The organism is Allokutzneria oryzae (genome assembly GCF_042429765.1).
Taxonomy (GTDB): domain Bacteria; phylum Actinomycetota; class Actinomycetes; order Mycobacteriales; family Pseudonocardiaceae; genus Allokutzneria; species Allokutzneria oryzae.
Genome location: NZ_JBHLZU010000002.1, coordinates 25,365 through 51,233 on the forward strand (window position 1 = coordinate 25,365; position 25,869 = coordinate 51,233).

General features: G+C 71.4%; 26 protein-coding genes. 11 read left to right on the forward strand and 15 right to left on the reverse strand.

The window, feature by feature from the left end; all coding sequences use genetic code 11:
• Positions 1 to 1,425 (reverse strand): type I glutamate--ammonia ligase, encoded by a 1,425-nt coding sequence (glnA, locus tag ACFFQA_RS00460; RefSeq protein ID WP_377850183.1) that lies wholly within the window; start codon positions 1,423 to 1,425, stop codon positions 1 to 3.
• A 192-nt stretch (positions 1,426 to 1,617) separates the two neighbouring features.
• Here glnA and ACFFQA_RS00465 point away from each other — a divergent pair, with 192 nt between their 5' ends.
• Entirely contained in the window at positions 1,618 to 2,019 is a 402-nt protein-coding gene (locus ACFFQA_RS00465; protein WP_377849485.1) for an RDD family protein, read from the forward strand.
• On the opposite strand, the gene ACFFQA_RS00470 is transcribed toward ACFFQA_RS00465, so the two are convergent.
• Positions 2,020 to 2,754 carry a GNAT family N-acetyltransferase gene (locus tag ACFFQA_RS00470; RefSeq protein WP_377849486.1) on the reverse strand — a complete coding sequence of 245 codons (735 nt, stop codon included), beginning with the start codon at positions 2,752 to 2,754 and terminating at the stop codon, positions 2,020 to 2,022.
• A gap of 28 nt (positions 2,755 to 2,782) precedes the next feature.
• Complete coding sequence (locus ACFFQA_RS00475) at positions 2,783 to 3,511, reverse strand: DUF4191 domain-containing protein (RefSeq protein ID WP_377849487.1); 729 nt, start codon at positions 3,509 to 3,511, stop codon at positions 2,783 to 2,785.
• A gap of 126 nt (positions 3,512 to 3,637) precedes the next feature.
• Here ACFFQA_RS00475 and yidD point away from each other — a divergent pair, with 126 nt between their 5' ends.
• A complete protein-coding gene (gene yidD, locus ACFFQA_RS00480) occupies positions 3,638 to 4,030 on the forward strand; it encodes a membrane protein insertion efficiency factor YidD (protein WP_377849488.1) in 393 nt (130 codons plus the stop codon).
• A 52-nt stretch (positions 4,031 to 4,082) separates the two neighbouring features.
• Here the strand turns inward: yidD and lipA are convergent, their stop codons facing one another.
• From lipA to ACFFQA_RS00495, 3 genes are read right to left on the reverse strand one after another with little or no spacing between them, the layout of a single operon-like run.
• The gene (gene lipA, locus ACFFQA_RS00485; RefSeq protein ID WP_377849489.1) at positions 4,083 to 5,087 is read right to left on the reverse strand and encodes a lipoyl synthase; all 1,005 of its coding nucleotides are present in this window, start codon (positions 5,085 to 5,087) and stop codon (positions 4,083 to 4,085) included.
• 30 nt (positions 5,088 to 5,117) lie between these two features.
• A complete protein-coding gene (locus ACFFQA_RS00490; RefSeq protein WP_377849490.1) occupies positions 5,118 to 6,053 on the reverse strand; it encodes an oxidoreductase in 936 nt (311 codons plus the stop codon).
• Positions 6,054 to 6,098: 45 nt separating this feature from the next.
• Entirely contained in the window at positions 6,099 to 6,599 is a 501-nt protein-coding gene (locus ACFFQA_RS00495) for a hypothetical protein (RefSeq protein ID WP_377849491.1), read from the reverse strand.
• Between the two features lie 118 nt (positions 6,600 to 6,717).
• Between ACFFQA_RS00495 and ACFFQA_RS00500 the strand changes: the two genes are divergently transcribed.
• Both ACFFQA_RS00500 and ACFFQA_RS00505 read left to right on the forward strand, forming a co-directional pair.
• The gene (locus ACFFQA_RS00500) at positions 6,718 to 7,365 is read left to right on the forward strand and encodes a TetR/AcrR family transcriptional regulator (RefSeq protein ID WP_377849492.1); all 648 of its coding nucleotides are present in this window, start codon (positions 6,718 to 6,720) and stop codon (positions 7,363 to 7,365) included.
• Between the two features lie 28 nt (positions 7,366 to 7,393).
• Positions 7,394 to 8,329 (forward strand): LLM class F420-dependent oxidoreductase, encoded by a 936-nt coding sequence (locus ACFFQA_RS00505; RefSeq protein WP_377849493.1) that lies wholly within the window; start codon positions 7,394 to 7,396, stop codon positions 8,327 to 8,329.
• A 31-nt stretch (positions 8,330 to 8,360) separates the two neighbouring features.
• Here the strand turns inward: ACFFQA_RS00505 and ACFFQA_RS00510 are convergent, their stop codons facing one another.
• From ACFFQA_RS00510 to ACFFQA_RS00535, 6 genes are all read right to left on the reverse strand, one after another.
• A complete protein-coding gene (locus ACFFQA_RS00510) occupies positions 8,361 to 9,539 on the reverse strand; it encodes a transglutaminase domain-containing protein (protein ID WP_377849494.1) in 1,179 nt (392 codons plus the stop codon).
• A gap of 15 nt (positions 9,540 to 9,554) precedes the next feature.
• Entirely contained in the window at positions 9,555 to 10,043 is a 489-nt protein-coding gene (locus ACFFQA_RS00515) for a helix-turn-helix domain-containing protein (RefSeq protein ID WP_377849495.1), read from the reverse strand.
• The gene (locus ACFFQA_RS00520) at positions 10,040 to 11,167 is read right to left on the reverse strand and encodes a serine hydrolase (protein ID WP_377849496.1); all 1,128 of its coding nucleotides are present in this window, start codon (positions 11,165 to 11,167) and stop codon (positions 10,040 to 10,042) included. The genes ACFFQA_RS00515 and ACFFQA_RS00520 overlap by 4 nt, the downstream gene beginning before the upstream one ends.
• 70 nt (positions 11,168 to 11,237) lie before the next feature.
• Positions 11,238 to 11,975, reverse strand: coding sequence for a lipoyl(octanoyl) transferase LipB (gene lipB / locus ACFFQA_RS00525; protein ID WP_377849497.1), 738 nt, complete (start codon positions 11,973 to 11,975; stop codon positions 11,238 to 11,240).
• Positions 11,962 to 12,621, reverse strand: a complete 660-nt coding sequence (locus tag ACFFQA_RS00530; protein WP_377849498.1) for a phosphatase PAP2 family protein — start codon at positions 12,619 to 12,621, stop codon at positions 11,962 to 11,964. The genes lipB and ACFFQA_RS00530 overlap by 14 nt, the downstream gene beginning before the upstream one ends.
• Positions 12,618 to 13,511, reverse strand: a complete 894-nt coding sequence (locus ACFFQA_RS00535; protein WP_377849499.1) for a TIGR01777 family oxidoreductase — start codon at positions 13,509 to 13,511, stop codon at positions 12,618 to 12,620. Before ACFFQA_RS00535 ends, ACFFQA_RS00530 begins: the two co-directional genes overlap by 4 nt.
• Before the next feature lie 256 nt (positions 13,512 to 13,767).
• Here ACFFQA_RS00535 and ACFFQA_RS00540 point away from each other — a divergent pair, with 256 nt between their 5' ends.
• Together ACFFQA_RS00540 and ACFFQA_RS00545 are read left to right on the forward strand one after the other, a co-directional pair.
• Positions 13,768 to 15,117 (forward strand): cytochrome P450, encoded by a 1,350-nt coding sequence (locus ACFFQA_RS00540; protein ID WP_377849500.1) that lies wholly within the window; start codon positions 13,768 to 13,770, stop codon positions 15,115 to 15,117.
• On the forward strand, positions 15,114 to 16,913 hold the full coding sequence (locus ACFFQA_RS00545) for an acyl-CoA dehydrogenase family protein (RefSeq protein ID WP_377849501.1): 1,800 nt from the start codon (positions 15,114 to 15,116) through the stop codon (positions 16,911 to 16,913). Before ACFFQA_RS00540 ends, ACFFQA_RS00545 begins: the two co-directional genes overlap by 4 nt.
• Positions 16,914 to 16,996: 83 nt before the next feature.
• Here the strand turns inward: ACFFQA_RS00545 and sucB are convergent, their stop codons facing one another.
• Positions 16,997 to 18,721, reverse strand: a complete 1,725-nt coding sequence (gene sucB / locus ACFFQA_RS00550) for a 2-oxoglutarate dehydrogenase, E2 component, dihydrolipoamide succinyltransferase (protein WP_377849502.1) — start codon at positions 18,719 to 18,721, stop codon at positions 16,997 to 16,999.
• Between the two features lie 59 nt (positions 18,722 to 18,780).
• Complete coding sequence (gene lpdA / locus ACFFQA_RS00555; protein ID WP_377849503.1) at positions 18,781 to 20,151, reverse strand: dihydrolipoyl dehydrogenase; 1,371 nt, start codon at positions 20,149 to 20,151, stop codon at positions 18,781 to 18,783.
• 221 nt (positions 20,152 to 20,372) lie between these two features.
• Here lpdA and ACFFQA_RS00560 point away from each other — a divergent pair, with 221 nt between their 5' ends.
• A complete protein-coding gene (locus ACFFQA_RS00560) occupies positions 20,373 to 20,723 on the forward strand; it encodes an oxidoreductase (protein ID WP_377849504.1) in 351 nt (116 codons plus the stop codon).
• 87 nt (positions 20,724 to 20,810) lie between these two features.
• On the opposite strand, the gene ACFFQA_RS00565 is transcribed toward ACFFQA_RS00560, so the two are convergent.
• Positions 20,811 to 22,310 carry a leucyl aminopeptidase gene (locus ACFFQA_RS00565; protein ID WP_377849505.1) on the reverse strand — a complete coding sequence of 500 codons (1,500 nt, stop codon included), beginning with the start codon at positions 22,308 to 22,310 and terminating at the stop codon, positions 20,811 to 20,813.
• 209 nt (positions 22,311 to 22,519) lie between these two features.
• Here ACFFQA_RS00565 and ACFFQA_RS00570 point away from each other — a divergent pair, with 209 nt between their 5' ends.
• From ACFFQA_RS00570 to ACFFQA_RS00585, 4 genes are read left to right on the forward strand one after another with little or no spacing between them, the layout of a single operon-like run.
• Complete coding sequence (locus ACFFQA_RS00570; RefSeq protein ID WP_377849507.1) at positions 22,520 to 23,755, forward strand: APC family permease; 1,236 nt, start codon at positions 22,520 to 22,522, stop codon at positions 23,753 to 23,755.
• An 11-nt stretch (positions 23,756 to 23,766) separates the two neighbouring features.
• A complete protein-coding gene (gene gcvT, locus ACFFQA_RS00575; protein WP_377849508.1) occupies positions 23,767 to 24,876 on the forward strand; it encodes a glycine cleavage system aminomethyltransferase GcvT in 1,110 nt (369 codons plus the stop codon).
• Positions 24,876 to 25,511 carry a DUF402 domain-containing protein gene (locus ACFFQA_RS00580; protein WP_377849509.1) on the forward strand — a complete coding sequence of 212 codons (636 nt, stop codon included), beginning with the start codon at positions 24,876 to 24,878 and terminating at the stop codon, positions 25,509 to 25,511. Before gcvT ends, ACFFQA_RS00580 begins: the two co-directional genes overlap by 1 nt.
• A 1-nt stretch (position 25,512) precedes the next feature.
• Positions 25,513 to 25,869: an MmcQ/YjbR family DNA-binding protein gene (locus tag ACFFQA_RS00585; RefSeq protein ID WP_377849510.1), complete on the forward strand. Its 357-nt coding sequence runs from the start codon at positions 25,513 to 25,515 to the stop codon at positions 25,867 to 25,869.

Consider the following 25,869-nt stretch of genomic DNA (forward strand, 5'->3'; position numbering starts at 1 on the left):
TCACACGTCGTAGTAGAGGGCGAACTCGTAGGGGTGCGGGCGGAGACGGATCGGGTCGATCTCCTGCTCGCGCTTGAGGGCGATCCAGGTGTGGATGACGTCCTCGGTGAACACGCCGCCCTCGAGGAGGAACTCGTGGTCCTTCTCCAGGTTGTTCAGGGCCTCGTCCAGGGACACGGGCACCTGCGCGACGTCCTTGGCCTCCTCCGGCGGGAGCTCGTAGAGGTCCTTGTCGATCGGGGCGGGCGGCTCGATCTTGTTCTTGATGCCGTCCAGGCCCGCCATCAGCATCGCGGCGAAGGCCAGGTACGGGTTGCCCGAGGAGTCCGGGCACCGGAACTCAACGCGCTTGGCCTTCGGGTTGTTGCCGGTGATCGGGATGCGGACGCAGGCGGAGCGGTTGCGCTGCGAGTACACCAGGCTGACCGGGGCCTCGTAGCCCGGGACCAGGCGGTGGTAGGAGTTCACCGTCGGGTTGGTGAAGGCCAGCAGGCTCGGGGCGTGGTGCAGGATGCCGCCGATGTAGTGCCGCGCCGTGTCGGACAGGCCCGCGTAGCCGGACTCGTCGTAGAACAGCGGGGCGCCGTCCTTCCACAGCGACTGGTGGCAGTGCATGCCCGAGCCGTTGTCGCCGTAGAGCGGCTTCGGCATGAAGGTCGCGGTCTTGCCGGCGGCCCACGCCGTGTTCTTCACGATGTACTTGAACAGCTGCAGGTCGTCCGCGGCGTGCAGCAGCGTGTTGAACTTGTAGTTGATCTCGGCCTGGCCCGCGGTGCCCACCTCGTGGTGCGCGCGCTCGACGGTGAAGCCGGACTCGGCCAGCGTCAGCGAGATCTTGTCGCGCAGGTCGGCGAAGTGGTCAGTCGGGGTGACCGGGAAGTAGCCGCCCTTGAACTTGACCTTGTAGCCCTTGTTGCCGCCCGGCTCGTCGCGGCCGGTGTTCCACCAGCCCGCCTCGGAGTCGATCTCGTGGAACGAGGCGTTCTCGCTGCTGGAGAAGCGGATCGAGTCGAAGAGGTAGAACTCCGCCTCCGGCGCGAAGTACGCGATGTCGGCGATGCCGGACTCGGCGATGAACTGCTCCGCCTTGCGGGCGATGTTGCGCGGGTCGCGGCTGTAGGGCTCGCGGGTCAGCGGGTCGTGCACGAAGAAGTTGACGATCAGCGTCTTGACCTCGCGGAACGGGTCGATGCGGGCCGTCGCCAGGTCGGGCAGCAGCAGCATGTCCGACTCGTGGATCTGCTGGAAGCCCCGCACCGAGGAGCCGTCGAAGGCCAGACCCTCGGCGATCGCGTCGGCGTCGAACGCTTCGGCGGGCACGGTGAAGTGCTGCATGATGCCGGGCAGGTCGCTGAACCGGACATCGACGAACTTCACGTCCTCGTCGGAAATGAAGCGCAGGACCTCGTCGGGATTGGTGAACACCCTCGTTGGCTCCTTCACGCACGTGAGGCTTGTCCGCCGGTGCAGGATTGCCGCCGGCATGGACCTGACGCTAGGTGCGCGGTGTTGCTCGACCGCTACCCCAGTGTTTCCTCAGTGTTAACGGCACCCCGGTCCGGTGCCTTGACCCACCTGGTCGGGGCACCTTCGCCACCCGGTCTTACCCTTGACAGCGTGAGCACCGAACCCGAGGTCACCCACGCCGGAGCGCGGTTCGGCTTCCCCGCGCACGGTCCCGGTTCGCTCGCGGGATTCGGCCGCAGGATCCTGGCGCTGGTCCTGGACTGGCTGCCCGCGGCGGCCCTCGCCTACTTCCTCACCCAGAACCCGTCGCTGTCGGCGTTGGTGATCTTCGCCGCGGTGACCGTCATCTCGCACTCGTTGTTCGGCAGGACCCTGGGTTACGCGGTCACCGGGATGCGACTGGCCAAGATCGACGGTCTTCGCCCGGACCCGGGCCGCGTGCTCGTGCGGACCCTGTTGCTGTGCCTGGTGATTCCCGCCGTTGTCAGCGACAGCGACGGCCGTGGGCTGCACGACAAGGTCGTCAGCACCGCCGTGCTCAGCACCCGGTAGCTAGCGCGGCGGTCCCAGGTGGACCGCGGTCGCCGCCTGCCGGAAACCCACCCGCCGGTACACGCGGTCCGCTCCCGCGTCGGCCGGGGTCAGCCAGTGCAGCTCCGCTCCCGAGGCCCGCACCGCCGAAGCCGTTGCCAGCGCGCCGAACCCCCTGCCCTGGTGCTCCGGGTGCACACCGATGCCGACCAGCTCGGCGATGTCGTCGACCACCGGGCTCCACGCCGCCGTCGCCACCGCGACTCCCTTGTGCCGCACCAGGACTCGGCCTCCGTCCCGCGTGTCGGTGCGCAGCGGTTCTCCGTCGACCACGCGGCCGAACGCCGCTGTGGCAACGCTTCGCGCCTCCGCGAGCTGCCGCCCGTCGCGGACCACTTCGACAGCGATGTCTGAATCCGCTTGTGCCGCAACGACGTCGGCCGTGGAGACGGTGAGCACGGGGCAGGTCTCCGCGACCTGGACACCCGCTGCCGAGAGCGCCTCGACCGCTCCGGGGCTGGACTCCTCGATGATCTCGAACCGCAGCGGGGTCTCGCCGAACGCCTCAGCCAGCACGGCCAGGGAGTCGCCGAGGGAGTCGATGCGCGCGCCCGGCACGGCGGGCAGCGCCGAGGACAGGAACGCCGGGCCGGTGGTGCACACCATGCCCACGAACGGCGACGCCGGGACCGCTGTGCGGACCCGGCGTCGCGAGGAGAGCTGGGCCGCGGCGATGCGTGTCGCTGAGTGCTGCACGCCGCGGACGATAGATCAGGGGAGCGGCTCAGCGCCTCCGCATTGCGCGCTGGACGTTGCGCATCTTCGCGCCCTGGGGCAGCGGGCCCTTCGGCATCGCCGCGCCACGGGCCGCCAGCGCCGAGAGCCGGGTCTCGATCACCTCGACCTGGGCCTTGGTGATGTTGCGGGGCAGCTTGGTCAGGTGGCGCTGCAGGTCCTTCAGCTTGACCTGCTTCTCCTCGTTGCCGACGATCAGGTCGTAGATCGGGGTCTCGCCGACCACCCTGGCGATGCGCTTCTTCTCCTGGCCCAGCAGCGGCTTCACCCGGTGCGGCGCACCCTCGCCGACGAGCACCACGCCGCAGCGGCCGACGACGCGGTGCACCGCGTCGAGCTGGGTGGTGCCCGCGACGGCCTTGGTGACCCGCCAGTTGCCGCGCATGTTGTCCAGCGCCCACGCCGCCGCGCCCGGCTGGCCGTCGGCCTTGCCGAAGACGTTGCGCTGCACCCTGCGGCCGAAGATGACCACCGCGGCCAGCACACCGAAGGCGATGCCTGGGGCGAGGAACACCCAGTGCATGTCCCAGATGAGTCCGAGAGCGAAGATGCCGCCCGCCACCACCAGGAACGAGCCCAGCATCCACGGGATCAGGCCGCGGTCCTCGCGGCGCTGCATCTTGAACGCCTCGAAGATCTGCTTGCGGCGCTGACGGGATGCTTCGCGGCGTGCGCGCTTCGCTTCCTTGGCGGCAGCCTTGTCCTGCTTGGGGGCCATGCCTCCAGGATACGGCGGCTACCACGGCGTGTTGCGGCGGGCCGGAAGAGTCCTGGCGCGGTGAGTCATAAGTCGTAATGATCGAAACCGTCCGATGCGCCAGGTGATCGATCGTTAGGGGTTGCGATGGCACGACGCAAAGGCAACAGCGGGTGGAGCGGGGCCGCTTCCTCGAACAACGGCAGCGGTGGGGGCTGCAACTCCGGCGCCGACGGCGGCGGGGGCAGTGACGGCGGTGGTGGCGGGGACGGCGGGGGCGGTGGTGGCGGCGGCAACTTCACGCTGCTGCCCAGGCCTTCCGCGCTCCTGATGGCAGCATCGCGCCTGGTGGGAGAGGGTGCGGCGTCCAGGCGGCTCGTGCTCGCCGCGCTGCGCGGCTACCAGTCGCTGGTCTCCCGCTACACCGTGGCGTGCCCGCAGCCGGTCTCGTGCAGCGCCTTCGCGGTGGAGGCGGTGCACCGCCACGGCGGGCGGCGCGGGTTGCGCCTGGCCGCCGCGCGCGTCACCGCCTGCGGATAGCGAAAGGGGCCGCGCCCGGGTGGGCGCGGCCCCTCTCATTCGGCCTTGTTCGCTACTGGCGGGCGAGGACGGCGCTGGCCTCCTGCGCGGCGGTGCCCTGCTCGCTCAGGTGGCGCAGGTTCTCCGGGACCTCCTCGCCGCGGTGGCGGACCGCCTGGGTGTAGAGGCGACCCGCGCGGTAGGACGAGCGCACCAGCGGCCCGGCCATGACACCCGCGAAGCCGATCTCCTCGGCGGCCTTGGAGTGGTCGACGAACTCCTGCGGCTTGACCCAGCGCGACACCGGGTGGTGCCGGGGGCTGGGACGCAGGTACTGGGTGATGGTGATGATGTCGCAGCCCGCGTCGTGCAGGTCGTGCAGCGCGGCCGTGACCTCCTCCGGCTCCTCGCCCATGCCCAGGATCAGGTTGGACTTGGTGACCAGGCCGGCCTCGCGGGCGCGGGTGATCACCTCCAGCGAGCGCTCGTAGCGGAAGGCGGGGCGGATGCGCTTGAAGATGCGCGGCACCGTCTCCAGGTTGTGCGCCAGCACCTCCGGGCGCGAGCCGAAGACCTCGGCCAGCTGCTCCGGGTTGGCGTTGAAGTCCGGGATCAGCAGCTCGACGCCGGTCCCCGGGTTCAGCTCGTGGATCTGGCGGACGGTCTCCGCGTAGAGCCAGGCGCCGCCGTCCTCCAGGTCGTCGCGGGCGACGCCGGTCACCGTCGAGTAGCGCAGGCCCATCGCCTGGACGGACTCGGCGACCCTGCGCGGCTCGTCGCGGTCGAGGTCAGCGGGCTTGCCGGTGTCGATCTGGCAGAAGTCGCAGCGGCGGGTGCACTGCTCGCCGCCGATGAGGAAGGTGGCCTCGCGGTCCTCCCAACACTCGTAGATGTTGGGGCAGCCGGCCTCCTCGCACACGGTGTGCAGGCCCTCGCGCTTCACCAGGCTCTTGAGCTCGGAGTACTCCGGGCCCATCTTCGCCTTCGTCTTGATCCACGAGGGCTTCTTCTCGATGGGAGTCTCGCTGTTGCGAACTTCCAGCCGCAGCAGCTTGCGGCCCTCAGGAACCACGGTCACGTGCCCACCCTACGCCCGTTCGTCCGGAAATCAGGAGGGGTCCGGTGTGACTCCGGTCAGTTCGGCGGTCACCACCCACAACCTGCGGGCCAGCACCTGGTCGCGGGCGTTGGCGGAGGCGCGGGCGCGGCGCGGGGAGCCGAAGAGCTCCAGCACGCCGCTGGGCCCGAAGTACTCGCCACCGCGCACGTCCGGCATGGTCGCCGCGTAGAGCTGCGGCAGCGTCCCGGTCGCGGTGTCCTGCGAGATCACCCGGTTCACCAGCTCACTGCCGCGTTCGAGCAGCCTGCTGCCGCGCGCCCGTGCCATGTTCGTGGACAGCTCGCTCTTGGTGAAGCCGGGATGCGCGGCCACGCTGAGCACGTCGGAGCCCGCCTTGCCCAGCCTGCGGTTCAGCTCGAACGCGAAGAGCAGGTTCGCCAGCTTGGACTGGCCGTAGCCGGTGGCCGGGTCGTAGCGGCGCAGTTCGAAGTTCGGGTCGTCCACCCGCAGCCCGCCGCGGAGGTGGGCCAGCGAGGACAGCGTGACCACCCGCGCGGCGCCGGTTGCCCGCAGCGCGGGCATCAGCAGCCAGGTCAGCGCGGCGTGGCCGAAGTGGTTGGTGCCGATCTGGGCCTCGAAGCCGTCGGCGGTGCGGCGCAACGGCAGGCCCATCACGCCCGCGTTGTTCATCAGCACGTGCAGCTTGTCGCCGGTGCGCTCGCGGATGTCCTCGGCGGCCTTGCGCACCGAGGACAGGTCGGCGAGGTCGAGCGTGACCAGCTCCGGGGGCTCGGCGGTCGCCGCGCGCACGACCTGGTCCAGCGCCGCCGCGCCGCGCTCGGCGGAGCGGCAGGCGAGCAGGATCCGCGCGCCCTTCGCCGCCAGCGTCGTCGCACTGGACAGGCCGAGCCCGGAGTTCGCGCCGGTGATCAGGATCGTGCGGCCGGACTGGTCTGGGATGTCGTTCGCGGTCCACTTCGACATGGCCCATACCTACCTGTGAGTAGCACTTCTCGCCAGTGCGGTTTGTCAGGCGCTGAGTGCCAGCTTGCGGAGTAGGCCGCTCAGCGGGTTGCGTCGGGCGGAGGGCGCGGGCGCGCTGCGCACCAGGCCGAGGAAGGCCGCGCCGATCCGGTCGATCTCCGCCGCGCTGTCCCCGGCCTCGGCCAGCCCGGCGGCCAGCGCCAGCATGCGGCGCTCGCGGGCGGCGGCGTCCTCGGGGACCGGGTTGGCGTCGAGCACCCGGCGCAGCGCGGGCTCGGTGGCCGCGGTGCGCTGCCAGGCCGCGGTGACGGCCTCGACGCGGTCGCCGCCGGAGCGCTCGGTCTCCAGCAGCGCGAGGTCGACGCGGGCGGTCAGCAGCAGCATCCAGCGGTAGTGCAGCGCGGCGGCCAGCTCGGCGGCGTCGCCGAACTCCGCGGTCGCGCCGGGGACCTCGGTCAGGGTCAGACGGGCGTCGGACCGGTCGCGGACGGTGGTGACCGCGGCGTCCAGCACGTCCCGGCGACGGTAGAAGTCCTCCCAGCTCATGGCCTGCCTCCCAGCCGTGATCGCGGTCATACTCAGGGTTTGCGCCATACCGTCGGTATGGCCGACACGGTCACCATACCACCGGTACGTACTCTCGGTATGTCGTAATCTTGTGAGCATGGCGACAGCGCGGCCGCGGCGGGTTGACTACTCCGAATCCACCAGGAAAGCCCTGGTGGACGGGGCAGTGGTGCTGTTCACCGAGCGCGGCTACGCGGGCACCTCGCTGGATGAGGTGTGCAGGAGGGCGCGGGTGACCAAGGGCGCGCTCTACCACCACTTCAGCGGCAAGCAGGGGCTGTTCGAGGCCGCGTTCGACGCCGTGGAGCAGGACATGCTGTCCCGGCTCGCGGAGATCGTCTCGCAGCCCGGTGACGTGTGGCAGACCTCGATGGAGGGCCTGCGCGCCTACCTCAAGGTCTGCCTGGAGCCCGCCTACCAGCGGATCGTGCTGCACGAGGGGCCGGTGGTGATGGGCTACGAGGCGTGGCGCGAGGCCGAGGAGCGCTTCAGCTTCGGCCTGGTCCGCACGGCGGTCAGCGGGCTGATCGACTCCGGCATCATCGGCGACCTGCCGGAGGAGCCGATGGCGCGGCTGCTCTTCGGCGCGCTCGCCGGCGGGGCGACCATGATCGTCGCGGCCGAGGACCAGAAGAAGGCGAGCGAGGACATCGGCCGGTGCATCGAGGGCGTGGTCAGCGGGCTGCGGGCGCTGAAGGAGACCGGCTGGACGCCGCCGCCCGCCGAGACGATCACTGGGCAGTGAGTGGCGCAGGCCACTAGCGTTGCCGTTCGTGGACTTCAGGATCTTCACCGAGCCCCAGCAAGGGGCCACCTATGACGACCTGCTGCGGGTGGCCCGGTGCGCCGAGGACGCCGGATACGACGCCTTCTTCCGTTCCGACCACTATCTGAAGATGGGTGGGGTCACCGGGCTGCCCGGGCCCACCGACGCCTGGATCACGCTGGCCGGGCTGGCGCGGGAGACCTCGCGGATCCGGCTCGGCACCCTGATGACGGCGGGCACCTTCCGCCACCCCGGCCCGCTGGCGATCGCCGTCGCCCAGGTCGACCACATGTCCGGCGGCCGCGTCGAGTTCGGCATCGGCTCCGGCTGGTTCGCCGAGGAGCACACCGCCTACGGCATCCCGTTCCCCGGCGTGCGGGAGCGGTTCGACCGCTACGCCGAGCAGCTCGCGGTGATCACCGGCCTGTGGCAGACCTCGGAGGGAGAGACCTTCTCCTACCAGGGCGAGCACTACCAGCTCACCGACTCGCCCGCGCTGCCCAAGCCCGCGCAGCGGCCGCACCCGCCGGTGCTGATCGGTGGGGTCGGTGCCAAGCGCACACCGAAGCTGGCCGCGCGCTACGCCGACGAGTTCAACCTGCCGTTCGTCGACATCGACACCGCGGTCACCCAGTTCGAGCGCGTGGCGGCGGCGTGCGCGGAGAAGGGCCGTGACCCGCGCTCGGTGGTCCGCTCCGCCGCGCTGGTCGGCTGCGTCGCCAAGGACGAGGCCCGGCTCGCCGAGCGCGCCGCCGCGATCGGCCGCGAGGTCGAGGAGCTGCGGCGCAACGGCCTCGCGGGCTCGCCTGCCGAGGTGGTGGACAAGCTCGGGCAGTGGAAGGACAAGACCGGGATCACCCGCGTCTACTTCCAGATGATGGACCTGACCGACCTCGACCAGATCGAGCTGATCGCCACCGAGGTCTTCCCGCAGGTGTCCTGAGCGGACCGCTGACGTGGCGGCCCCCTGGCCGCTACGTCAGCAGGTTCTGTCCCATGAAACCGAGCAGTGCCAACAGGATCGCCGTCGGCAGCAGCACCGTCCTCCTGGACGCGATGAGCCAGACCTCGAACGCCACGACGGCTCCGACGCCGATCACCGCCGCGACCGGGTTCGCCGACTCCTTGACCAGGAACGGCAGCAGCAGCACCGCGAGCGCGGACAGCAGGTAGCCGACCGTGGCGATCAGCCTGGTCCTCGGCGTCTCGACCAGCCAGCTGCCGAGCGTGACGCGCTTGTCGGCGTTGCCGTCCTCGTAGATCGGGTACGCGGGCTGGAGGTAGGGGACCCGGCCAGCCAACGACTCCGCGCCCCACCGCACGTGCCGCCCGGCCATCACCATCGTTCCGTCCCACCCGGTCCGGCCGTTGCGGCGGCTGTCCGGCTCGGCCTTCCCCGCCTCCGGCACGTGTGCGAGCTCGTCCGGCAACGGGTGCTCGGCGTCGTGGCTGAAGGCGATCCGCTCGCCCGGCAGGTCCTCGAAGTTGCGGTCGACCACCTCGCGACCGCGCGCGGGCCAGCGCTGGTGCGCGGTGAGCCAGCCGAAGCTCGGATCGACCGGCAGCCACCCGGTCCCGTCGACGTGGAACTCCGCCCAGGCGTGCGCCTGGAGGCGGCCGGTCGCCCAGGTGCCGAAGACGGTTCTGGCCGGAATGCCCAGCGCCCGGCACCACGCGACGAACAGGAACGCGTACGCGCCGCAGTCCCCGGCCTTGTCCCGCTGCATGGCCTCGGCGCCGAGATCACCGGAGGGCCATGTGTAGCGGTAGCGGTCGCTGACGAGCTCGTCGAAGAACGCCCGTGCGATCTCTCTCGGCGTTTCGAGCCCTTCCGCGAGCCGCGCCGCCTCGGCACGGATGGTGTCCGACAGCGGCACGAGCGTGGTCGACGCCGTGAACCGCGCGCGCTCACCCTCGGTCAGCTCGGGTGACAAGCGTTCGGGTTTCAGTTGGTGCACAAGGACTTCCGCGCGCATGCTGGCCCGCTCGCCCGGCGGGACCTCCACCAGCCACGCGTCGTCGGTCTCGCCGTAGGGCGCTGGCTCCTGGGTGAGCCCGACGACGGACTGCCTCGGCGTGTCGGGCAGTCGCGCCACGAGCAGCTTCATGGGGGAGTCGCTGTGGTTGTGGATGGACCAGGTCAGGCGACGCATGTGCGGTCTCCAGGTTCAGTGCAGCTGGCCGGCGATGTCCGACGAGGCGGCCAGCACGATCAGTACGGGGACCGTGGCCCGCGGGCGCAGCCGGTAGCTGCCGCGCCCGTCCTGCTCCACGATCCGGGCGCCGGTGAGCGCCTTGAGGTGGTGGTAGAGCTGCCCGGTCGAGCCGAGCCCTGCGGCGGCCTGCAGCGCGGCGGCCGGCTGCGGCCCGTCCGTGGCGAGCAACCGGACCACGGCCAGCCGCACCGGGTTGCCCAGCGCGGCGAGGACCTCGGTGCGGGGACCGTCCGGCAGGGCCAGCAGCGGCTCCGGCCGGGAGAGGATCTTCCAGCTCAGCTCCTGGTGCAGCGTCACGGTTCCCTCGTACGCCAGCAACCCGCCGCCGTCCTCCCGGGTGGGCTCCGCCGGCGCCGCGCGACCCTCCAGCGCGGCCACCCGGAGCTCCAGCTCGGCGACCCTCGCCGCCAGGTCGCCGGCGTCCGGCTTGGTCTCGGTCATCCCCCGAGGATGCCTGGCCGGGTTCCGAGCGCGTCGGCCACCCTCCGTTGCCAGGCCGGGTCGAACGCGGTCTTGACCACCATGCCGATCAGCGGGTCCTGCTGGCCGAACTCCGCCTCGCTCAGCTCGTCGAACAGCATCGCGCCGGAGCTGACCGTGCCGTCCTTGCGGCGCGCGCCGAAAGCCATGGCCAGGATGCCGCCGGACAGCGAGCCGCCCTTGAAGCCGAAGGAGTCGAAGCCGGGAGCCGGGTCCGGGCCGAAGGCGCGCTCCAGGTGCGTCCTGGCGATCGGCGCGGCGGCAGCGGGCCAGTAGCGGCCGGTGGCCAGCGCGCGGTGCAGCTTCGCCAGGTCCCGCGCCGGGGCCGTCCACGTGCCCGCCACCCACCGCGCGAGCCCGGAGTAGCCGGGCAGCTCGGGGTAGAGGGTGGCGAACACCCACTCGCGGTACTTCGGGTCGGCCGCGAAACGCCTGGCCAGCTTCCGGCCGACGGCCTTGCGGACCGCGCCGGAGTGCTCGTCCCTGCCGTGCAGGGCGATCAGCATCTCGCCGGTGATCATCCGGATGTCCGCGTGCGACCAGCCCGCCGCCGAGGCGGCCCTGCGCAGCCCAGGCTCGCCGAGCAGCTCGTGGAGGTAGTCGGTCGCGGCGTTGTCGCTGAAGGTGGTCATGGCGAGCACCATGTCGTCGAGCGTGACCTCCCGTTGCGGGTCGGCCGCGTAGAAACCGCTGGGGTCCAAGGGGATTCCCAGGTGCTTCAGCGCGCCGGGGTGCGCGCCGCCGTCCATGTTGGGCAGGTAGTACGCCTCCCAGTCGGCGATCCGCACCCCGCGCTTCGGGTCGAGGCGGCCTTCTGCGACGGCCGTGGCGTAGGCGGCCAGGTGCACGACCTTGATCGCCGAGCCCACCGGCTGGGCGGCGTTCTCCCGGTGGGTGACGCCGGTGCCCCTGCCGTCGTCGAGGTGCACGGCGACCCGGTGCCGGTTCGCGCGCAGCCACTCGACCCAGCCGTCCGGCGTGGTCGGGACCCGCGACGTCGCCGCGAGGCCGGTGTTCGGCAGGACGAGGGTGGCGGGCACGGCGAGGGCCGCCGCGCCGAGCAGGGTTCTTCTGGTGAGCACCACGAGCACTCCCCCTCTGTTTCTCCGTAATTACGGAATGCTAGAGGAGGAGTGCGGTGCCGCGCAGCCGGTCCTAGTTCTGGAGCGCGAAGGTGATGCCCGGGGCGCTCGGCTCGGTCCTGGCGATGTTGATCTCGCTGACCTGGATCTCGCCCTCCAGGGCGGCCAGCACCGCGCGCTCGGCCAGCGGCAGCGCCTCGGCCACGGTGACCTGGCGGCCCAGCTCCTCCGACAGCGAGGTCACGCCGACGCCGGTCAGCCCGCACGGCACGATCCGGTCGAACGCCTTGGTGTCCGGCTCGCAGTTGAGCGAGAAGCCGTGCATGGTGACCCCGCGCTGCACCCGGATGCCGATCGCGGCGATCTTGCGCTCCTGGCGGGTGGCGTCCCCGGCCAGCCAGACGCCGCTGCGGCCCTCGACGCGGCCGACCTCCAGCCCGAAGGACTGGCACACCACGATCAGCGCCTGCTCCAGCCTGCGCACGTAGGCGACCACGTCCACCGGCTCGGCCAGCCCGACCAGCGGGTAGCCCACCAGCTGCCCCGGCCCGTGCCAGGTGATCTTGCCGCCGCGGTCGACCTCGACGACGGGCGTGCCGTCGTCCGGGCGGTCCTCCGGCTGCGTGCGCTTGCCCGCGGTGTAGACCGAGTGGTGCTCCAGCAGCAGCAGCTGGTCCGCTCCGGTGCCGTTGGCGCGCGCCTCGGCGAGTTCGCGTTGCAGGTCCCACGCCTGGAGGTAGTCGATCAGGCCGAGGTGCCGGACCTCGATCGGCGTGCCTGCGACCCGGCAGGAGATGTCAGGACGGCTCACGGCTCGACACTACTCCTCCGTCGTGCCCGTTCTGGACGCGTGACGGCCACACCGCCGCGGCCACGAGCAGTCCCATGCCCAGCGCGCCGAGGACCCCGCCGATCACGTCGGTCAGGTAGTGCACGCCGAGCATGACCCGGCACGAGGCGGCCAGCAGCACGATGAACGCCAGCGCGCTGGGCAGCCACCTCGCGAGCTTCCACCCGCTCCACACGATCAGCACCACCGTGGTCACGGCGACCGCGGTGACGGCGGTGACGTGACCGCTGGGGAAGCTCTCGCCGGGGAAGACCCTCGGCCGCGTCCGGGCGAACACCCCCTTGAGCTGCACCACGGCCCAGGACAGCCCGAGCACGAGCGCCGCGCGCACCATCACCCCGGCCCGCGCGCCGTCGCCCAGCCCGGTGAAGTAGCCGAAGCCGAACACCAGCGCGACCATCAACGCCAGGGCGAGCGCGGGGCCGAACACGTCGGTGACCGGCTTGATGATCCGGCCGAGCAGCTCGTCGTGCTCACCGCGGAACGCCTCGACGAACCAGACGTCGATGCTGGGCGGGTCGTGGTTGACCACGGCGCCCAGGACGAGGCAGGCGAGGAACAGCACCGCGCCGACCGACGCGAGCAGCGGCCGGGACGGCCTCGTCAACGGTCCTCCACCGCTGCTTCCAACGCGGCCTCCAGCGTCGGGTGCTGGAACTCGTACCCGGTGCGCTCCAGGACCGCGGGCACGGCGCGCTGGCCGGTCAGCGCTCCCTCGTCGGCGAACTCGCCGAGCACCAGCCGCAGCGCGAACCCGGGCACGACCCACGGCGCGGGCCGCCCGAGCGCCTTGCCGAACGCGGCCGTGAACTCGGAGTTGGTCGCCGGGCGGGGCCCCGTCAGGTTGACCGGCCCGCTGACCGACTCGTTCTCCAGCACGAACCGGATCGCGCCCACCTCGTCGTCCAGGGAGATCCACGGCATGTACTGCTGCCCGTCGCCGAGCCGCCCACCGAGCAGCATCGAGAACAGCGGCCGCAGCTGGCCGAGCAGCCCGCCGGAAGGGGAGAGCACCAACCCGGTTCGCAGCATCGCCACCCGCGCCCCGCCGGCCGACGCGCGCTCGGCGGTGTGCTCCCACTGCTCGCAGAGGTCGGCGAGGAAGCCCTCGCCCGCCGTGGCGGTCTCGTCAACGACGCGTGAGCCCGTGTCGCCGTAGAAGCCGACCGCGGAGCCGTTGACCAGCACCGGCACCTTGCGCTCGGCGACCGCCTCGGCCAGCAGCCTGGTGGGGACGACACGGCTGGTGATGAGGGTCTTCTTGCGGTCCTCGTTCCACCGCCGCTCGCCGATGCCGGCGCCGCACAGGTTGACCACGGCGTCGGCGCCGTCGAGCGCGCCCTCGTCCAGCTTGCCCGCGTACGGGTCCCACCCGCGCTCATCCGGTGCGGAGGGACGACGACGGACCAGGCGCAGCACCTCGTGACCGGCGTGCCGCAGCACCGGGATGAGGGCCGAGCCGATCAGGCCGGAGGAACCGGCGATCACAACGCGCATACCCCGATGTTCCCCAAGAACCCGCTCCCGTGCACATCCCATCCGCACAAGATCGAATGTCCGGGCTCCGCCCGGCCTCGGAACCCCCGGGTCGAGGGCGGCACCGGGTCGAAGCCGTCTTATCACGGCAAGCTGAGAACTTTGTGAAGAACTGGTTCAGGGTGCGGTCCCGCCGTTTTTCTTCGCGACGTGTGCCGGAATCTCGGTTAGGTTGTGTGCATTCTGGGGCGACGGGATGCTGGAAGAAGGTGAATTAATGAGTGACGCGTTCGCGCGCGAGCCGAGGTGGGACCCGAAGATTTTTCCGCCCGCCGCCAATGCGCCACGTGTTGTACAGACGGCGCGGATGCTGTCAAATCCGCAGGGGTATGGACTGTCGCTGCGGCGACGGCTCGGCCCCGTTTTTTCGCTGCGCATGTTCCCTTATCGGGGCGCGCTCGTGTGCGCGACCGATCCCACGAGCATCCGAGCCGTGCTGACCGACCAGGACCGCTTCGTCGGAGGTGAGGCCGCCTCGTTCCTCGCTCCTGCCGTAGGAGCGGGCTCGCTGATCTGCACGCCGCCGCCGCGACACCTGCGCAACCGCAAGCTGCTGCTGCCGCCGTTTCACGGAAAGCGCATAGCTCGGTGGTCGGAGCGAATCCAGGTTTCGGTTGAGAACGAACTGCCGGGATTGCTCGGCGAGGGTGGGGGTCCTGTTCGCGCATGGGCGCAAAGGCTCACCATCGACGTCATCCTGCAGGTTGTCTTCGGCGTGAGCGATCCGGCTCGGCTGGCGGTCTTCCGGGACGCGTTGAACGAGTTCGTCGGAATGGGGAATCTTACCGTTCTGTCTCTGCCGAAACCTCTGCAGCGCGACCTCGGCCGGTACTCGCCGGGCGGGCGCTTCGTCCGGCTCCGCGCGAGGGTGCACGCCCTGCTGCTGGAGGAGATCAGCACGCGCCGTGCCGCGCCCGGAGCCGATGACGTGCTGTCCCTGCTGCTGGAGGCGCGGGACGAGCACGGCGTCGGGCTGACCGACGAGGAGGTCCGGGACGAGCTCGCCGGGCTGGTGATGGCCGGGTACGAGACCACCGCGACCACGATCGCCTGGGTGATCCACTTCCTCGCGCACAACCCGGTCGCGCGCGACGAGCTCATCGACGACCTCGACGCGGGCTCGGACACCCTGCTGAAAGCGACCATCACCGAGGCGATGCGGCTGCGGCCCGCGGTCTACTCCTCCATCCGCACCGCGACGCGGGACACCGAGCTCGGCGGGCGGCCGGTGCCCAAGGACGCCTTCGTCGCCGCGCTGTTCTCCGTCACCCACCTCGACCCCGAGCTCTGGCCGGACCCCGAGGCATTCCGGCCGCAACGCCATCTCGACGCCAACGTCCCGCCGTACTCGCTGACCCCGTTCGGCGGCGGTGTGCGGCGCTGCATCGGAACGGCCATGGCCCAGCTGGAGATCGAGACCGTGCTGAGAGGGGTCCTCAAGATCGCGGTCCCGGAGCCGACGGGACCTTTGGAGGCGGCGCGGCTCATGTCCGTGACCATCGTCCCCGCGAAGGGCGGCCGCGTTCGGATGCGCGGGCGCGCCCTCGCCTGTCAAGGAGAATCGTGAACGACAGACCACTCGGCCCGACCGCCTCCGCGCTCGCCGGCGCCCTGTTCGGTCCGGACCGTGACGCCGTCCATCTGCCGTGGCGGCAGATCATCGTCACGGAGGTGTTCCGGCGTGCGGAGGGCCTCGACCCGACTCAGCGGGTCGCGCTCTCCTACGAGCGGTTGCGGGCGTTACAGGACTCCGTCGAACACGGCGACCGGCTGGCCGCGGACCCGCGTCAGCTGGCCAGCATGCACGAGTGGACCGCCATGGTCGATCCGGCGACGGCCACCGTCGCCGGAATCCACTACAACCTCTTCCTCGGCAGCCTGCTCGACCACGACACCCACCCGAAACGCGAGCTGGCGGACTTCACCACCTTGCGGCGGACCGGGACCTTCCTGTGCACCGAGGTCGCACACGGCAACGACGTCATCGCACTGGAGACGACGGCCGAGTACGACCGCACTACGGCGGAGTTCGTCCTGCACACGCCGTCCGAGGGCGCGCGGAAGTTCATGCCCAACACCAGCCTCGTCGGTGGTCCCAAGAGCGGGGTCGTCGCGGCTCGGCTCATCATCGACGGCCAGGACCACGGCGTTTTCCTGTTCCTGGTGCCGCTGTCCGACGAGCGGGGATTCCTGCCGGGAGTACACGTCCAGCCGTTGCCCGAACGCGTCGGCAGCCCGATCGACCACTGCCTGACCTACTTCGAGCACGTGCGCCTGCCACGGGAAGCGTTGCTGGAGAGCGAACACGGCCGCATCGCCGACGACGGCTCGTTCGACAGCGCGCACGGCAGCCTCCGCAAGCGGGTGCTGCGCAGCATCGCGCGGGTCACCGTCGGAAAGCTGTGCCTCACCGCCAGCGCGCTCGGCGGCACCAGGGTCGCGCTGGCGATCGCGGTCCGCTACGCCGAGCGGCGGACCATCGCCGGAGCGAGAACGGGAAGCAGGGTGCCGCTCGCGGAGATCCGCAGCCACCACGCCCCGCTGCTCAAGGGCATGGCCACCGCCTACGCGATGACCTTCCTGCACCGGTCGGTCGAGACCTGTTGGGCCGACCGCGATCCGGCGACCGCAGCCGAGGCCGAACGCCTCGTCGCCATCTCGAAGGGCTGGATCACCTGGCAGGCACGGACGATCCTCGACCAGTGCCGCGAACGCTGCGGCGCGCAGGGACTGTTCCTGGCGAACCGGCTGGCCGAACTCGCCAACGACCTTGAGGGCGCTATCACCGCCGAGGGCGACAACCTCGTCATCTGGGTCAAGGCCAGCGCCGAGATGATGTTCGAGTTCGACCGCGCGACAGTGGCGACCCGGCGCGAGACCAGCGGAGCGGGGGAGTGGACCGATCCGGAGTTCCTCCGCGACCTCGTCGCCGCTGTCGCCCGGACCTGGCACGCCCGAGCGCACACGGCGCTGCGGCGGGACCGGAACAGCGACTCGCTGCGGCGGTGGAACGCCGCGGTCGCTCCGGCCACCGAGGCGACGGAGGCCTATGCCCGGCTGCTGGCCACCGACGCGTTCCTCGCCGCGGCCGACGAGTCGGGTGATCCGGCCGCCAGGGCACTCTTGCGCCGACTCTGCACGCTCTTCGCCCTGGACTACCTCGCCGCCCACACCGGCGACCTGCTCGCGGAGGGCCACATCACCGCCGACCTCGTCGGCAGCCTGCACGAGACGGTCAACGCCCTGCTTGAGGACCTCGCGCCCGAGATGGCAACGCTGGTCGAGGGCTTCGACCTGCCGGTACAGGTGCTGGAGGCCATTCCGATCACCAGCGGCGAGCCCTTGGAAGGCGTCGTCGCATAGCCTTCCGCCCTCCCGGAGAGCGCGGGATGTGAAGCGGCCCCCGGAGCACCAGCTCCGGGGGCCGCTTCGTGTGTGCTGAGCGATCAGAGGCCGAGGTCGGCCTCGAACGCGCCCTCTTCGAGGCGCTGCTTGACCGTGGTGAGGAAGCGCGCGGCGTCCGCACCGTCGACCAGGCGGTGGTCGTAGGACAGGGCCAGGTAGACCATCGAGCGGATGGCGATCGTGTCGCCGCCCGAGCCGTCGGACACCACGACGGCGCGCTTGACCACAGCGCCCGTGCCCAGGATGCCCACCTGCGGCGGCGTGAAGATCGGCGTGTCGAACAGCGCGCCGCGGCTGCCGGTGTTGGTCAGCGTGAAGGTGCCACCGCTGAGCTCGTCCGGACCGATCTTGTTGGTCCGGGTGCGCTCCGCGACGTCGGCGATCTTGCGGGCCAGGCCCGCGAGGTTCAGGTCGCCGGCGTTGTGGATCACCGGGACCATCAGGCCCTTCTCGGTGTCCACCGCGATGACGAGGTTCTCCTCCGCGTGGTAGGTGACCTCCTTGGCGTCCTCGTTGATCGAGGCGTTGAGCACCGGGTGCTGCTTGAGCGCCTCGACCGCCGCCTTCGCGAAGAACGGCAGGAAGGACAGCTTGACGCCCTCACGGGCCTCGAACTGGCCCTTCGCCCGCTGGCGCAGCCGCGCGATCTTGGTGACGTCCACCTCGACCACGGTGGTCAGCTGCGCGGTGGCCTGCAGCGACTCCCGCATCCGGCGCGCGATGACCTGGCGCGGACGGGAGAGCTTCTCGGTCTTGCCGCGCAGCGCCTGGGCCTGGGCCGAGGGCTGGGCGGAGGCCGGGGCCGCCGCCTTGGGCGCGGCGGGAGCGGCCGCGGGGGCCGGAGCGGCCTTGGCCGCCTTGGCCTCCTCGACCGCGGCGAGCACGTCCTGCTTGCGGATGCGGCCGCCGACCCCGGTTCCCTTCAGGGAGTTGAGGTCGATCTGGTGCTCCGCGGCCAGCTTGCGCACCAGCGGGGTGACGTAGGGCGAGCCGCCCGCGTCACCGTTGGTGCTCGCCTGCTCCGCGACCTGCGCGGGAGCCGGAGCCGGTGCCGGGGTGGGCGCCGGAGCGGCGGGGGCGGGCTTGGGAGCCTCGGCCTGGGGGGCCGGGGCGGGCGCGGCGGGCGCGGGGGCCGGGGCCGCGGCGGGCTTGGCGTCGCCGCTGCCGATCACCGCGAGCTTCGCGCCCACGTCGACGGTCTCGTCCTCACCGACGACGATCTCCAGCAGGGTCCCCGCCGCGGGCGAGGGGATCTCGGTGTCGACCTTGTCGGTGGAGACCTCCAACAGCGGCTCGTCGGCCGCGACCGTGTCACCGACCTGCTTGAGCCACCGGGTGACGGTGCCCTCGGTGACGCTCTCGCCGAGCGCGGGCATGGTCACGTCGGTGCCCTCGGCCGACCCGCCGGAGGACCCGGCGGACGGTGCGGGGGCGGGCTCGGGCTGGGCCGCCGGCTCGGGCTGGGACTGGGGCTCGGCGGGGGCGGCGGCCTGCGGTGCGGGGGCGGGCGCGGCGGACCCGCCGCCGTCGCCGTCCCCGATCACCGCGAGCTCGGCGCCCACGTCGACGGTCTCGTCCTCGGCGACGACGATGCGCTGAAGCACGCCCGCCGCGGGCGAGGGGATCTCGGTGTCGACCTTGTCGGTGGACACTTCGAGCAACGGCTCGTCCACCTCAACCCGGTCGCCCTCCTGCTTCAACCACCGGGTGACGGTGCCCTCCGTGACGCTTTCACCCAGGGCCGGCATCTGGACTGAGAAGGCCATCTCTCGCTGACTCCTCGCGCTTTCGTGGCTCGTGTGGCTGACTTCGCTTCGTGCCGACGTCAGCCGTGCACGTGCAGCGGCTTGCCGGCCAGGGCGAGGAAGGCCTCGCCCAGGGCTTCGTTCTGGGTCGGGTGGGCGTGGATGAGCGGGGCGACGTCCTCGGGGAAGGCCTCCCAGCTGTAGATCAGCTGGGCCTCACCGATGAGCTCGCCGACGCGCTCGCCGACCAGGGTGATGCCGACCACCGGGCCCTCCGGGGCCTTGACCAGCTTGACCCCACCGGCGGTCTTGAGGATCTGGCTCTTGCCGTTGCCCGCCAGGTTGTAGACGTAGGTCTCGACGGAGCCGTACTTCTCCTTGGCCGCGGACTCGGTCAGGCCGACCGAGGCGACCTCGGGCTTGCAGTAGGTCACCCGCGGGATGCCCGCCTCGTCGATGACCCGCGGGTTCAGGCCCGCGATCTCCTCGGCGATGAAGATGCCCTGCTGGAAGCCGCGGTGCGCCAGCTGCAGGCCGGGCACCAGGTCGCCGACGGCGAAGACGCCGGGCAGGTTGGTGCGCAGGCGCTCGTCGGTGAGCACGAAGCCGCGCTCGGTGCGCAGACCGGCCTCCTCGTAGCCGTGGCCCGCGCTGTTGGGGCCGCGGCCGACGGCGACGAGCAGCAGGTCGGCCTCAAGGGTCTCGCCGGACTCCAGGTTGACCGAGACCGAGGTGTCGGTCTGCGAGGCGCCGGTGAAGCGCACGCCGGTCTTGAAGGTGATGCCGCGCTTGCGGAAGGCCCGCTCCAGCTGCTTGGAGGCCCACTCGTCCTCGGACGGGACCAGCCGGGGCAGCGCCTCGATGATGGTGACCTCGGCGCCGAAGGAACGCCACACGCTGGCGAACTCCACGCCGATGACGCCGCCGCCGAGCACGATCGCCTTCTGCGGCACGTAGTCGAGGTTGAGCGCCTGGTCACTGGTGATGATCCGGCCGCCGATCTCGAGGCCGGGCAGGCTCTTGGCGTAGGAACCGGTCGCCAGCACCACGTTCTTGCCGGTGTAGCGGTCGCCGTTCACCTCGACGGTGTTCGGGCCGACGAAGGTGCCGGTGCCCTCGACCAGGGTGACCTTGTTGGCCTTGGCCAGGCCCTGCAGGCCCTTGTACAGGCCGCCGACGATGCCGTCCTTGTAGGAGTTCACCCCGGCCATGTCGATGCCCGCGAGCGAGCTCTTCACGCCGAACTGGTCACCCTCGCGGGCGTTGTCGGCCACCTCGGCCGCGTGCAGCAGGGCCTTGGTCGGGATGCAACCGCGGTGCAGGCAGGTTCCCCCGAGCTTGTCCTTCTCCACCAGAACGACGGACAGGCCGAGCTCGGCCGCGCGGAACGCGCAGGCATAGCCGCCCGAGCCGCCGCCGAGGATCACGAGGTCGGCGGAGGTGTCGGTCACAGCATCTCCTCTGAGGAGGCAACGTTGACTTCAGGTCATGAGTGCCATGTGCGCCGGTAGGCGCGCGGGCAAGCGCCATCTTGTCACCTGTTCGGCTCTGTTGGCGACGCGGCCCGGTACGCGTGTCCCGAGAAGTCCTCCGGATGACAGCCGATGGATCACAACGACGGCCCGACACGCCTGCTGGCAAGATCTGACAACCAGGTGAAGGAGGTGTCGTTATGGGGCTGTTCGACCGGTTCCGGAAGCGGCGGAAGCCCGGGACGCTGCGGGGATCGTCCAACGACGACACCGACCACCTCATGGCGTGGGCCCGGCAGCGGCGGGGCGTCGAGGCGTACGTCGAGCCCAAGACGACGGTGACGGAAACCACTGTGGTGCTCATCGCCCATGACGGCGAGTGGACCCGCAGGCGCGTCGACGGGCCGGAAGGCGCCCGCAAACTCGGGCGCAAGCTGGGCATTCCCGTCTACGACGTGGCACTGGTCGGTTACCCCAGACGCATGCGCGAGTACACCGAACGGCAGCGGGTGCTGAAGAAGCGCGCCCAGCGCGACGAGCTGGGCGGCTGACCCCGGCCGACACGACGAAAGGCACCCCGTGACCGGGGTGCCTTTCGCGTGGGTCCGAAGCGCGCTCGTGCCGGACGTGCTCGGAGATCAGCCGTTCTCGGCGATGTCGGCGAGCACCGCGGCGAGGGTGCGGACCGGCTGGCCGGTGCCGCCCTTGGTGGTGTAGCCCCACGGCCCGCCGGTGTTGTAGGCCGGGCCCGCCACGTCGACGTGCGCCCACTCCACGCCCTCGGCGACGAACTCGCGCAGGAAGATGCCGGCGGAGAGCATGCCGCCCCAGCGGTGGCCGGTGATGTTGGCCAGGTCGGCGATGTTCGAGCTCAGGTCGGCGCGCAGCTCCTCCGGCAGCGGCATGGCCCAGCCGCCCTCGCCAGTGGCGCGGCCGATCGCGGCGACGCGGTCGCGGAAGTCCTCGGTGCCCATGACGCCCGCCGTGCGCTTGCCGAGCGCGACGACCTGCGCGCCGGTCAGGGTGGCGGTGTCGATCAGGTAGTCCGGGCCGTCCTGGCAGGCGCGCACCATCGCGTCGGCCAGGATCAGGCGGCCCTCCGCGTCGGTGTTCTGCACCTCGACGGTCTTGCCGCCGAGGATGGTCAGCACGTCGCCGGGGCGGTAGGACTCGCCGCCGGGCATGTTCTCCGCCATCGGCACGGTCGCGACGACCTCCAGCGGGTACTTGAGCTTCGCGGCGAGCACCACGGTGGCCACGACCGCGGCCGCGCCGGCCATGTCGCTGGTCATGTGGTGCATCTCGCCCGCGGGCTTGATCGAGATGCCGCCGGTGTCGAAGGTGATGCCCTTGCCGACGAGCGCGACCTTCTTGCGGGCCTTGGCGCCCTTGTAGCTCAGCCGGACCAGGCGCGGCTTGCGGGAGGAACCGCCGCCGACGCCGAGGATGCCGCCGTAGCCGCCCTTGCGCAGCGCCTTCTCGTCGAGCACCTCGACGGTCAGGCCCGCGGCCTCGCCCAGCTTCTGCGCGCGCTCGGCGAAGGAGGCCGGGTACAGGTCGTTGGGCGGGGTGTTGACGAAGTCGCGCGCGGTCCAGACGGCCTCGGCGATCGCGGTCGCGGCCTTCAGCTTCGCCTTGGCCGCCTTGTCCTTGGCGCCCGCGCCGGTGGTGAACTCGATCTTGGTGGCGGCCGGCTTCTTGTCCTGGTCGGACTTGTAGGCGGTGAAGGTGTAGCCGCCGAGCACGTGGCCCTCGACGGCCGCGGCCAGGTCCACCGCGCCGAGGGTGCTCAGCACCCGGCCGGTGCCGTTGAGCGCCCGCGCGCCCGCGCCGGTGGCCCTGCGGACCTGCTCCGCGCTGACCACGCCGTCGGCGTTCGGCGCGCCGAGGCCGACCGCGACCACCAGGGCGGCGGTCAGCTTGCCCGCGGTCGGCAGCTTCACGACCTCCTCGGCCTTGCCGGTGGCGCCCAGGGTCTCCAGCAGCTCGACGAGCTTGCCGTCGAACGCGGCGTCCACCGCGGCCGCGCCGTCGGCGAGCGCCAGGCCGTCCGCCCCCTGCACGGTGCCGATGACGACGGTGTCGGTCGCGGCGGTGGTGGGGTCACTGTCGGTGAGCGCTAGCTTGGGGACGGTCACGCTTGCTCCTCGTCGTGGTCCGGCGGCGGTGCCGGATCGGTGATGGCTGGTTCGAGTCTCGAAAGGGCCGTGGCATCGCCCAACCGGACACCTCACCGGTCCGGCCGATGTCGGCACGACCATCCGCTACCGGATGGTAAACGCGAACGGCGTGTTGTCAGCCGTCAGGTGGCTGTGCGTGACGATGGGCCGGGGCATACCGTGTGCGCGTGGCAGTCGAGCCGCAGCACCCCGTCACCGGTCGTCGTCCGGCGGCCCGGATCCCCGCCGCCGTCGTCCTCGGTCTCGGCGGCATGCTCGGCCTCGGCCCGTTCCTGCTCGCGGCGCCCGCCGCGGCGGCTTCGGGCGCCTGGATGCTCGTCGGGCTCGCGCTCTCCGCCGTCGCCGCTCTGTGCGCCATGTACTCCACGTCGGAGCGCTCCTCGATCCGCGAGTACATGGGTCGCTGGCCGGGGCGCGTCGCTGGCACCGGGCGCTTCGTCGCGCTGGGCTGCGTCGCCGTGCTGCTCGCGGTGACCTTCGGCCAGTACGTCTTCCCCGAGCAGCCCCGCATCGCCGCGTTCGGCGTGCTCGCCGCCGCGGTGGTCTTCAACGCGAGCGGACTGCGCTGGGGCAGCGGGTTCGCGTGGCTGATCAGCGGGGGCGTCCTGCTGGTGCTGGTCCTGGTGGTCGCCGCGTGCCTCGCGGTCGCGCCGGTTGAGCTGCCCGGCGCCGTGCCCCTACGGGCGGGAGCGAACGACCCGCGGAGCCTGATGACCGCCGCCGCGATCCTGTTCCTGGGTTTCGTCGGGTTCGAGCGGGTCACGGCACCCGGTGACGACGAGCCGCAGCACGGCTGGCGCACGAGACGGCGCTCCATTCCGGTGCTGGTCAGCATCGTGGCGGTGCTCTACGCGTTCCTCGGCATCGCGCTGCTCTACCAGCTCGGTCCGGCGCGGCTGGCGTTGTCGCCGACCCCGTTGCGGGACGCGGTGATCGCCGCCGACGGAGCCGTGATGCTGCCGCTGGTCGAGTTCGGCGCCGGGGTGGCGCTCGCGTCGTGCCTGGTGCTCGTGCTGGCGTCGATGCGGCGGATGATGATGCAGGCTGCGGTCGACCGCGAGGTCGCGACCGGCCTGGCCAGGTTGGCGCGCGCGGGAACGGCGTGGCCGGTCGACCTGGTCGTCGGCGGGTTCGTCGCGTTGCTCCTGCCGCTGCTGGACACGACACAGGCCGTGCACCTCGCGGCGTGCTGCGTGCTGGTGCACTACGCCTTCGCCAACGCCGCGACGCGCGTGCAGCTGGTCGACACGAACCGGACCTGGCCGATGCGCATCGCGTGCTTCGGCCTGGGCATCTCCGTCATGCTCGCGATGAGCCTGCCGCCGATGACGTTGCTCACCACGTTGCTGGTGCTCGTCGCGGGATCGTGCCTGGGGGCTTTGGTTTCGCATCGGTGGCGGTAGTTTCTCGCTCTGTGAGTGACTCTCAGCTGCGCACCAGTCCCCTGCACGCCGCACACCGCGAGCTCGGCGCCACCTTCGCGCCGTTCGGCGGGTGGGAGATGCCGATCCAGTACTCCGGCGGCGGAGTCGTCGCGGAGCACACCGCGGTCCGCGAGGCGGTCGGCGTCTTCGACGTCTCGCACCTGGGCAAGGCCCTCGTCGCGGGGCCGGGCGCGGCGGAGTTCGTCAACTCCTGCCTCACCAACGACCTGCGCAAGATCGGCGCGGGCCAGGCCCAGTACACCCTGTGCTGCGTGGAGTCCGGCGGGGTCGTCGACGACCTGATCGCCTACCTGGTCAGCGACGACGAGGTGTTCCTCGTGCCCAACGCGGCGAACACCGCCGAGGTCTGCCGGATGCTCGCCGCCGCCGCGCCGGAGGGGATCACCGTCACCGAGCAGCACACCGGCTACGGCGTGCTGGCCGTCCAGGGCCCGAAGTCCTCGGAGCTGCTGGAGGCGCTCGGCCTGCCGACCAAGCTGGACTACATGGCCTTCGCCGACGCGGAGTGGGAGGGCTGCCAGGTCCGGGTCTGCCGCACCGGCTACACCGGCGAGCACGGCTTCGAGCTGCTGCCGAAGTGGGACGACACGCCCGCGCTGTGGACCGCCCTGCTCGCCGCGGCGGAGCCGCTCGGTGGCCGCGCCTGCGGTCTCGGCGCGCGCGACACGCTGCGCACCGAGATGGGCTACCCGCTGCACGGTCAGGACCTCTCCCTGGAGATCAGCCCGGTGCAGGCCGGTTCCGGCTGGGCGGTCGGCTGGAAGAAGGACGCGTTCTGGGGCCACGAGGCCCTGCGCGCGGAGAAGGCCGACGGTCCCGCCCGCAAGCTCTTCGGGCTGCGCGCGGTGGAGCGCGGTGTGCCGCGCGCGCACATGGACGTGCTCAACGCCGGGGGTGAGCGGATCGGCGAGTCCACCTCGGGCACGTTCTCCCCGACGCTGAAGATCGGCGTGGCGCTCGCGCTGCTGGACACCTCGGCCGGGGTGAAGATCGGCGACGAGGTGACGCTGGACGTGCGCGGCCGCTCGCTGCGCTGCGAGGTCGTGAAGCCGCCGTTCGTGCAGACCAACGTCAAGTAGTGGCGGCGAGGCTCTGGGCGCCGGGAGAGGAAGTCCTCTACGCCTTCCGGCGCAACGACGGCAGTCTCGGCTCGGTGACCCCGGCGCGGGTGCTCTCCGACGACGGCGAGCGGCTGGTGTGCTGGGTGCCCGACGGCACCCCGGTGCGCGCCACCCGCGTGCCCGGCGGCGAGCACCCGCGGGACGTGCCGCTGGACCAGCGGTTCCGGCTCGGGCGGGTGCCGGTGCGCTCCACCTGGCACGGCAGCTCCACGCTGCGGTTGGTGTTCGAGGAGGAGTGGTCCAGCGTCTGGTGGTTCTTCGCGCCGGACGGCACCTTCCTGAACTGGTACGTCAACCTGGAGATCCCGCTGGGCCGCACCGACACCGGCGTGCGGCGGGTGGACGGCGTGCTCGACGTGGAGGTGCGGCCCGACCTCGGCTGGTCCTGGAAGGACGAGGACGAGACCGTCGCGGCGATCGAGGCCGGGAAGATCACCCAGGAGCAGCTCGACCGGCTGCGCGCCGAGGGCGAACGGATGATCGCCCTGGCCGAATCGGGACTTTTCCCCTTCGATGGGACGTGGTGCGACTTCCGGCCGGAACCCGGCTGGCCGTTGCCGACGCTTCCCGACGAGGTGATGGAGGAACGCTGACGTGCTCTCCGCCGAGGACTTCCGAGACGTGGCCCTGAACCTGCTGGAGTCCGAGGAGGTGGAGACCTGGGGGCACCCGACGTTCCGCGTCCGCGACAAGATGTTCGCGGCCATGGACGGCGACGGGCACCGCGCCACCATCAAGGTCTCGCCGGAGGAGCAGGAGGCCCTGGTCGCCGCCAACCCGGAGGTCTACGCGGTCGCGGACTACGTCGGGCGCTTCGGCTGGGTCAGCGTCGAGCTGCGCGGCGCCGACCCGAAGGAGATCGGCGAGCTCGTCCGCGAGGCGTGGCGGCGCACCGCGCCCAAGCGCCTGGTGAGCGCGCACGACGCCGGTGAGTTCCGGTCCGTGCAATAG

What these genes read in the sequence shown, in the direction of transcription:
- ACFFQA_RS00535 (WP_377849499.1), bottom strand. Translation starts at nt 13,511, where the DNA reads ATGCGCGTTGTGATCGCCGGTTCCTCCGGCCTGATCGGCTCGGCCCTC.
- ACFFQA_RS00540 (WP_377849500.1), top strand. Translation starts at nt 13,768, where the DNA reads ATGAGTGACGCGTTCGCGCGCGAGCCGAGGTGGGACCCGAAGATTTTT.
- ACFFQA_RS00510 (WP_377849494.1), bottom strand. Translation starts at nt 9,539, where the DNA reads ATGCGTCGCCTGACCTGGTCCATCCACAACCACAGCGACTCCCCCATG.
- ACFFQA_RS00500 (WP_377849492.1), top strand. Translation starts at nt 6,718, where the DNA reads ATGGCGACAGCGCGGCCGCGGCGGGTTGACTACTCCGAATCCACCAGG.
- yidD (WP_377849488.1), top strand. Translation starts at nt 3,638, where the DNA reads ATGGCACGACGCAAAGGCAACAGCGGGTGGAGCGGGGCCGCTTCCTCG.
- ACFFQA_RS00475 (WP_377849487.1), bottom strand. Translation starts at nt 3,511, where the DNA reads ATGGCCCCCAAGCAGGACAAGGCTGCCGCCAAGGAAGCGAAGCGCGCA.
- ACFFQA_RS00515 (WP_377849495.1), bottom strand. Translation starts at nt 10,043, where the DNA reads ATGACCGAGACCAAGCCGGACGCCGGCGACCTGGCGGCGAGGGTCGCC.
- ACFFQA_RS00560 (WP_377849504.1), top strand. Translation starts at nt 20,373, where the DNA reads ATGGGGCTGTTCGACCGGTTCCGGAAGCGGCGGAAGCCCGGGACGCTG.
- ACFFQA_RS00495 (WP_377849491.1), bottom strand. Translation starts at nt 6,599, where the DNA reads ATGAGCTGGGAGGACTTCTACCGTCGCCGGGACGTGCTGGACGCCGCG.
- ACFFQA_RS00490 (WP_377849490.1), bottom strand. Translation starts at nt 6,053, where the DNA reads ATGTCGAAGTGGACCGCGAACGACATCCCAGACCAGTCCGGCCGCACG.
- sucB (WP_377849502.1), bottom strand. Translation starts at nt 18,721, where the DNA reads ATGGCCTTCTCAGTCCAGATGCCGGCCCTGGGTGAAAGCGTCACGGAG.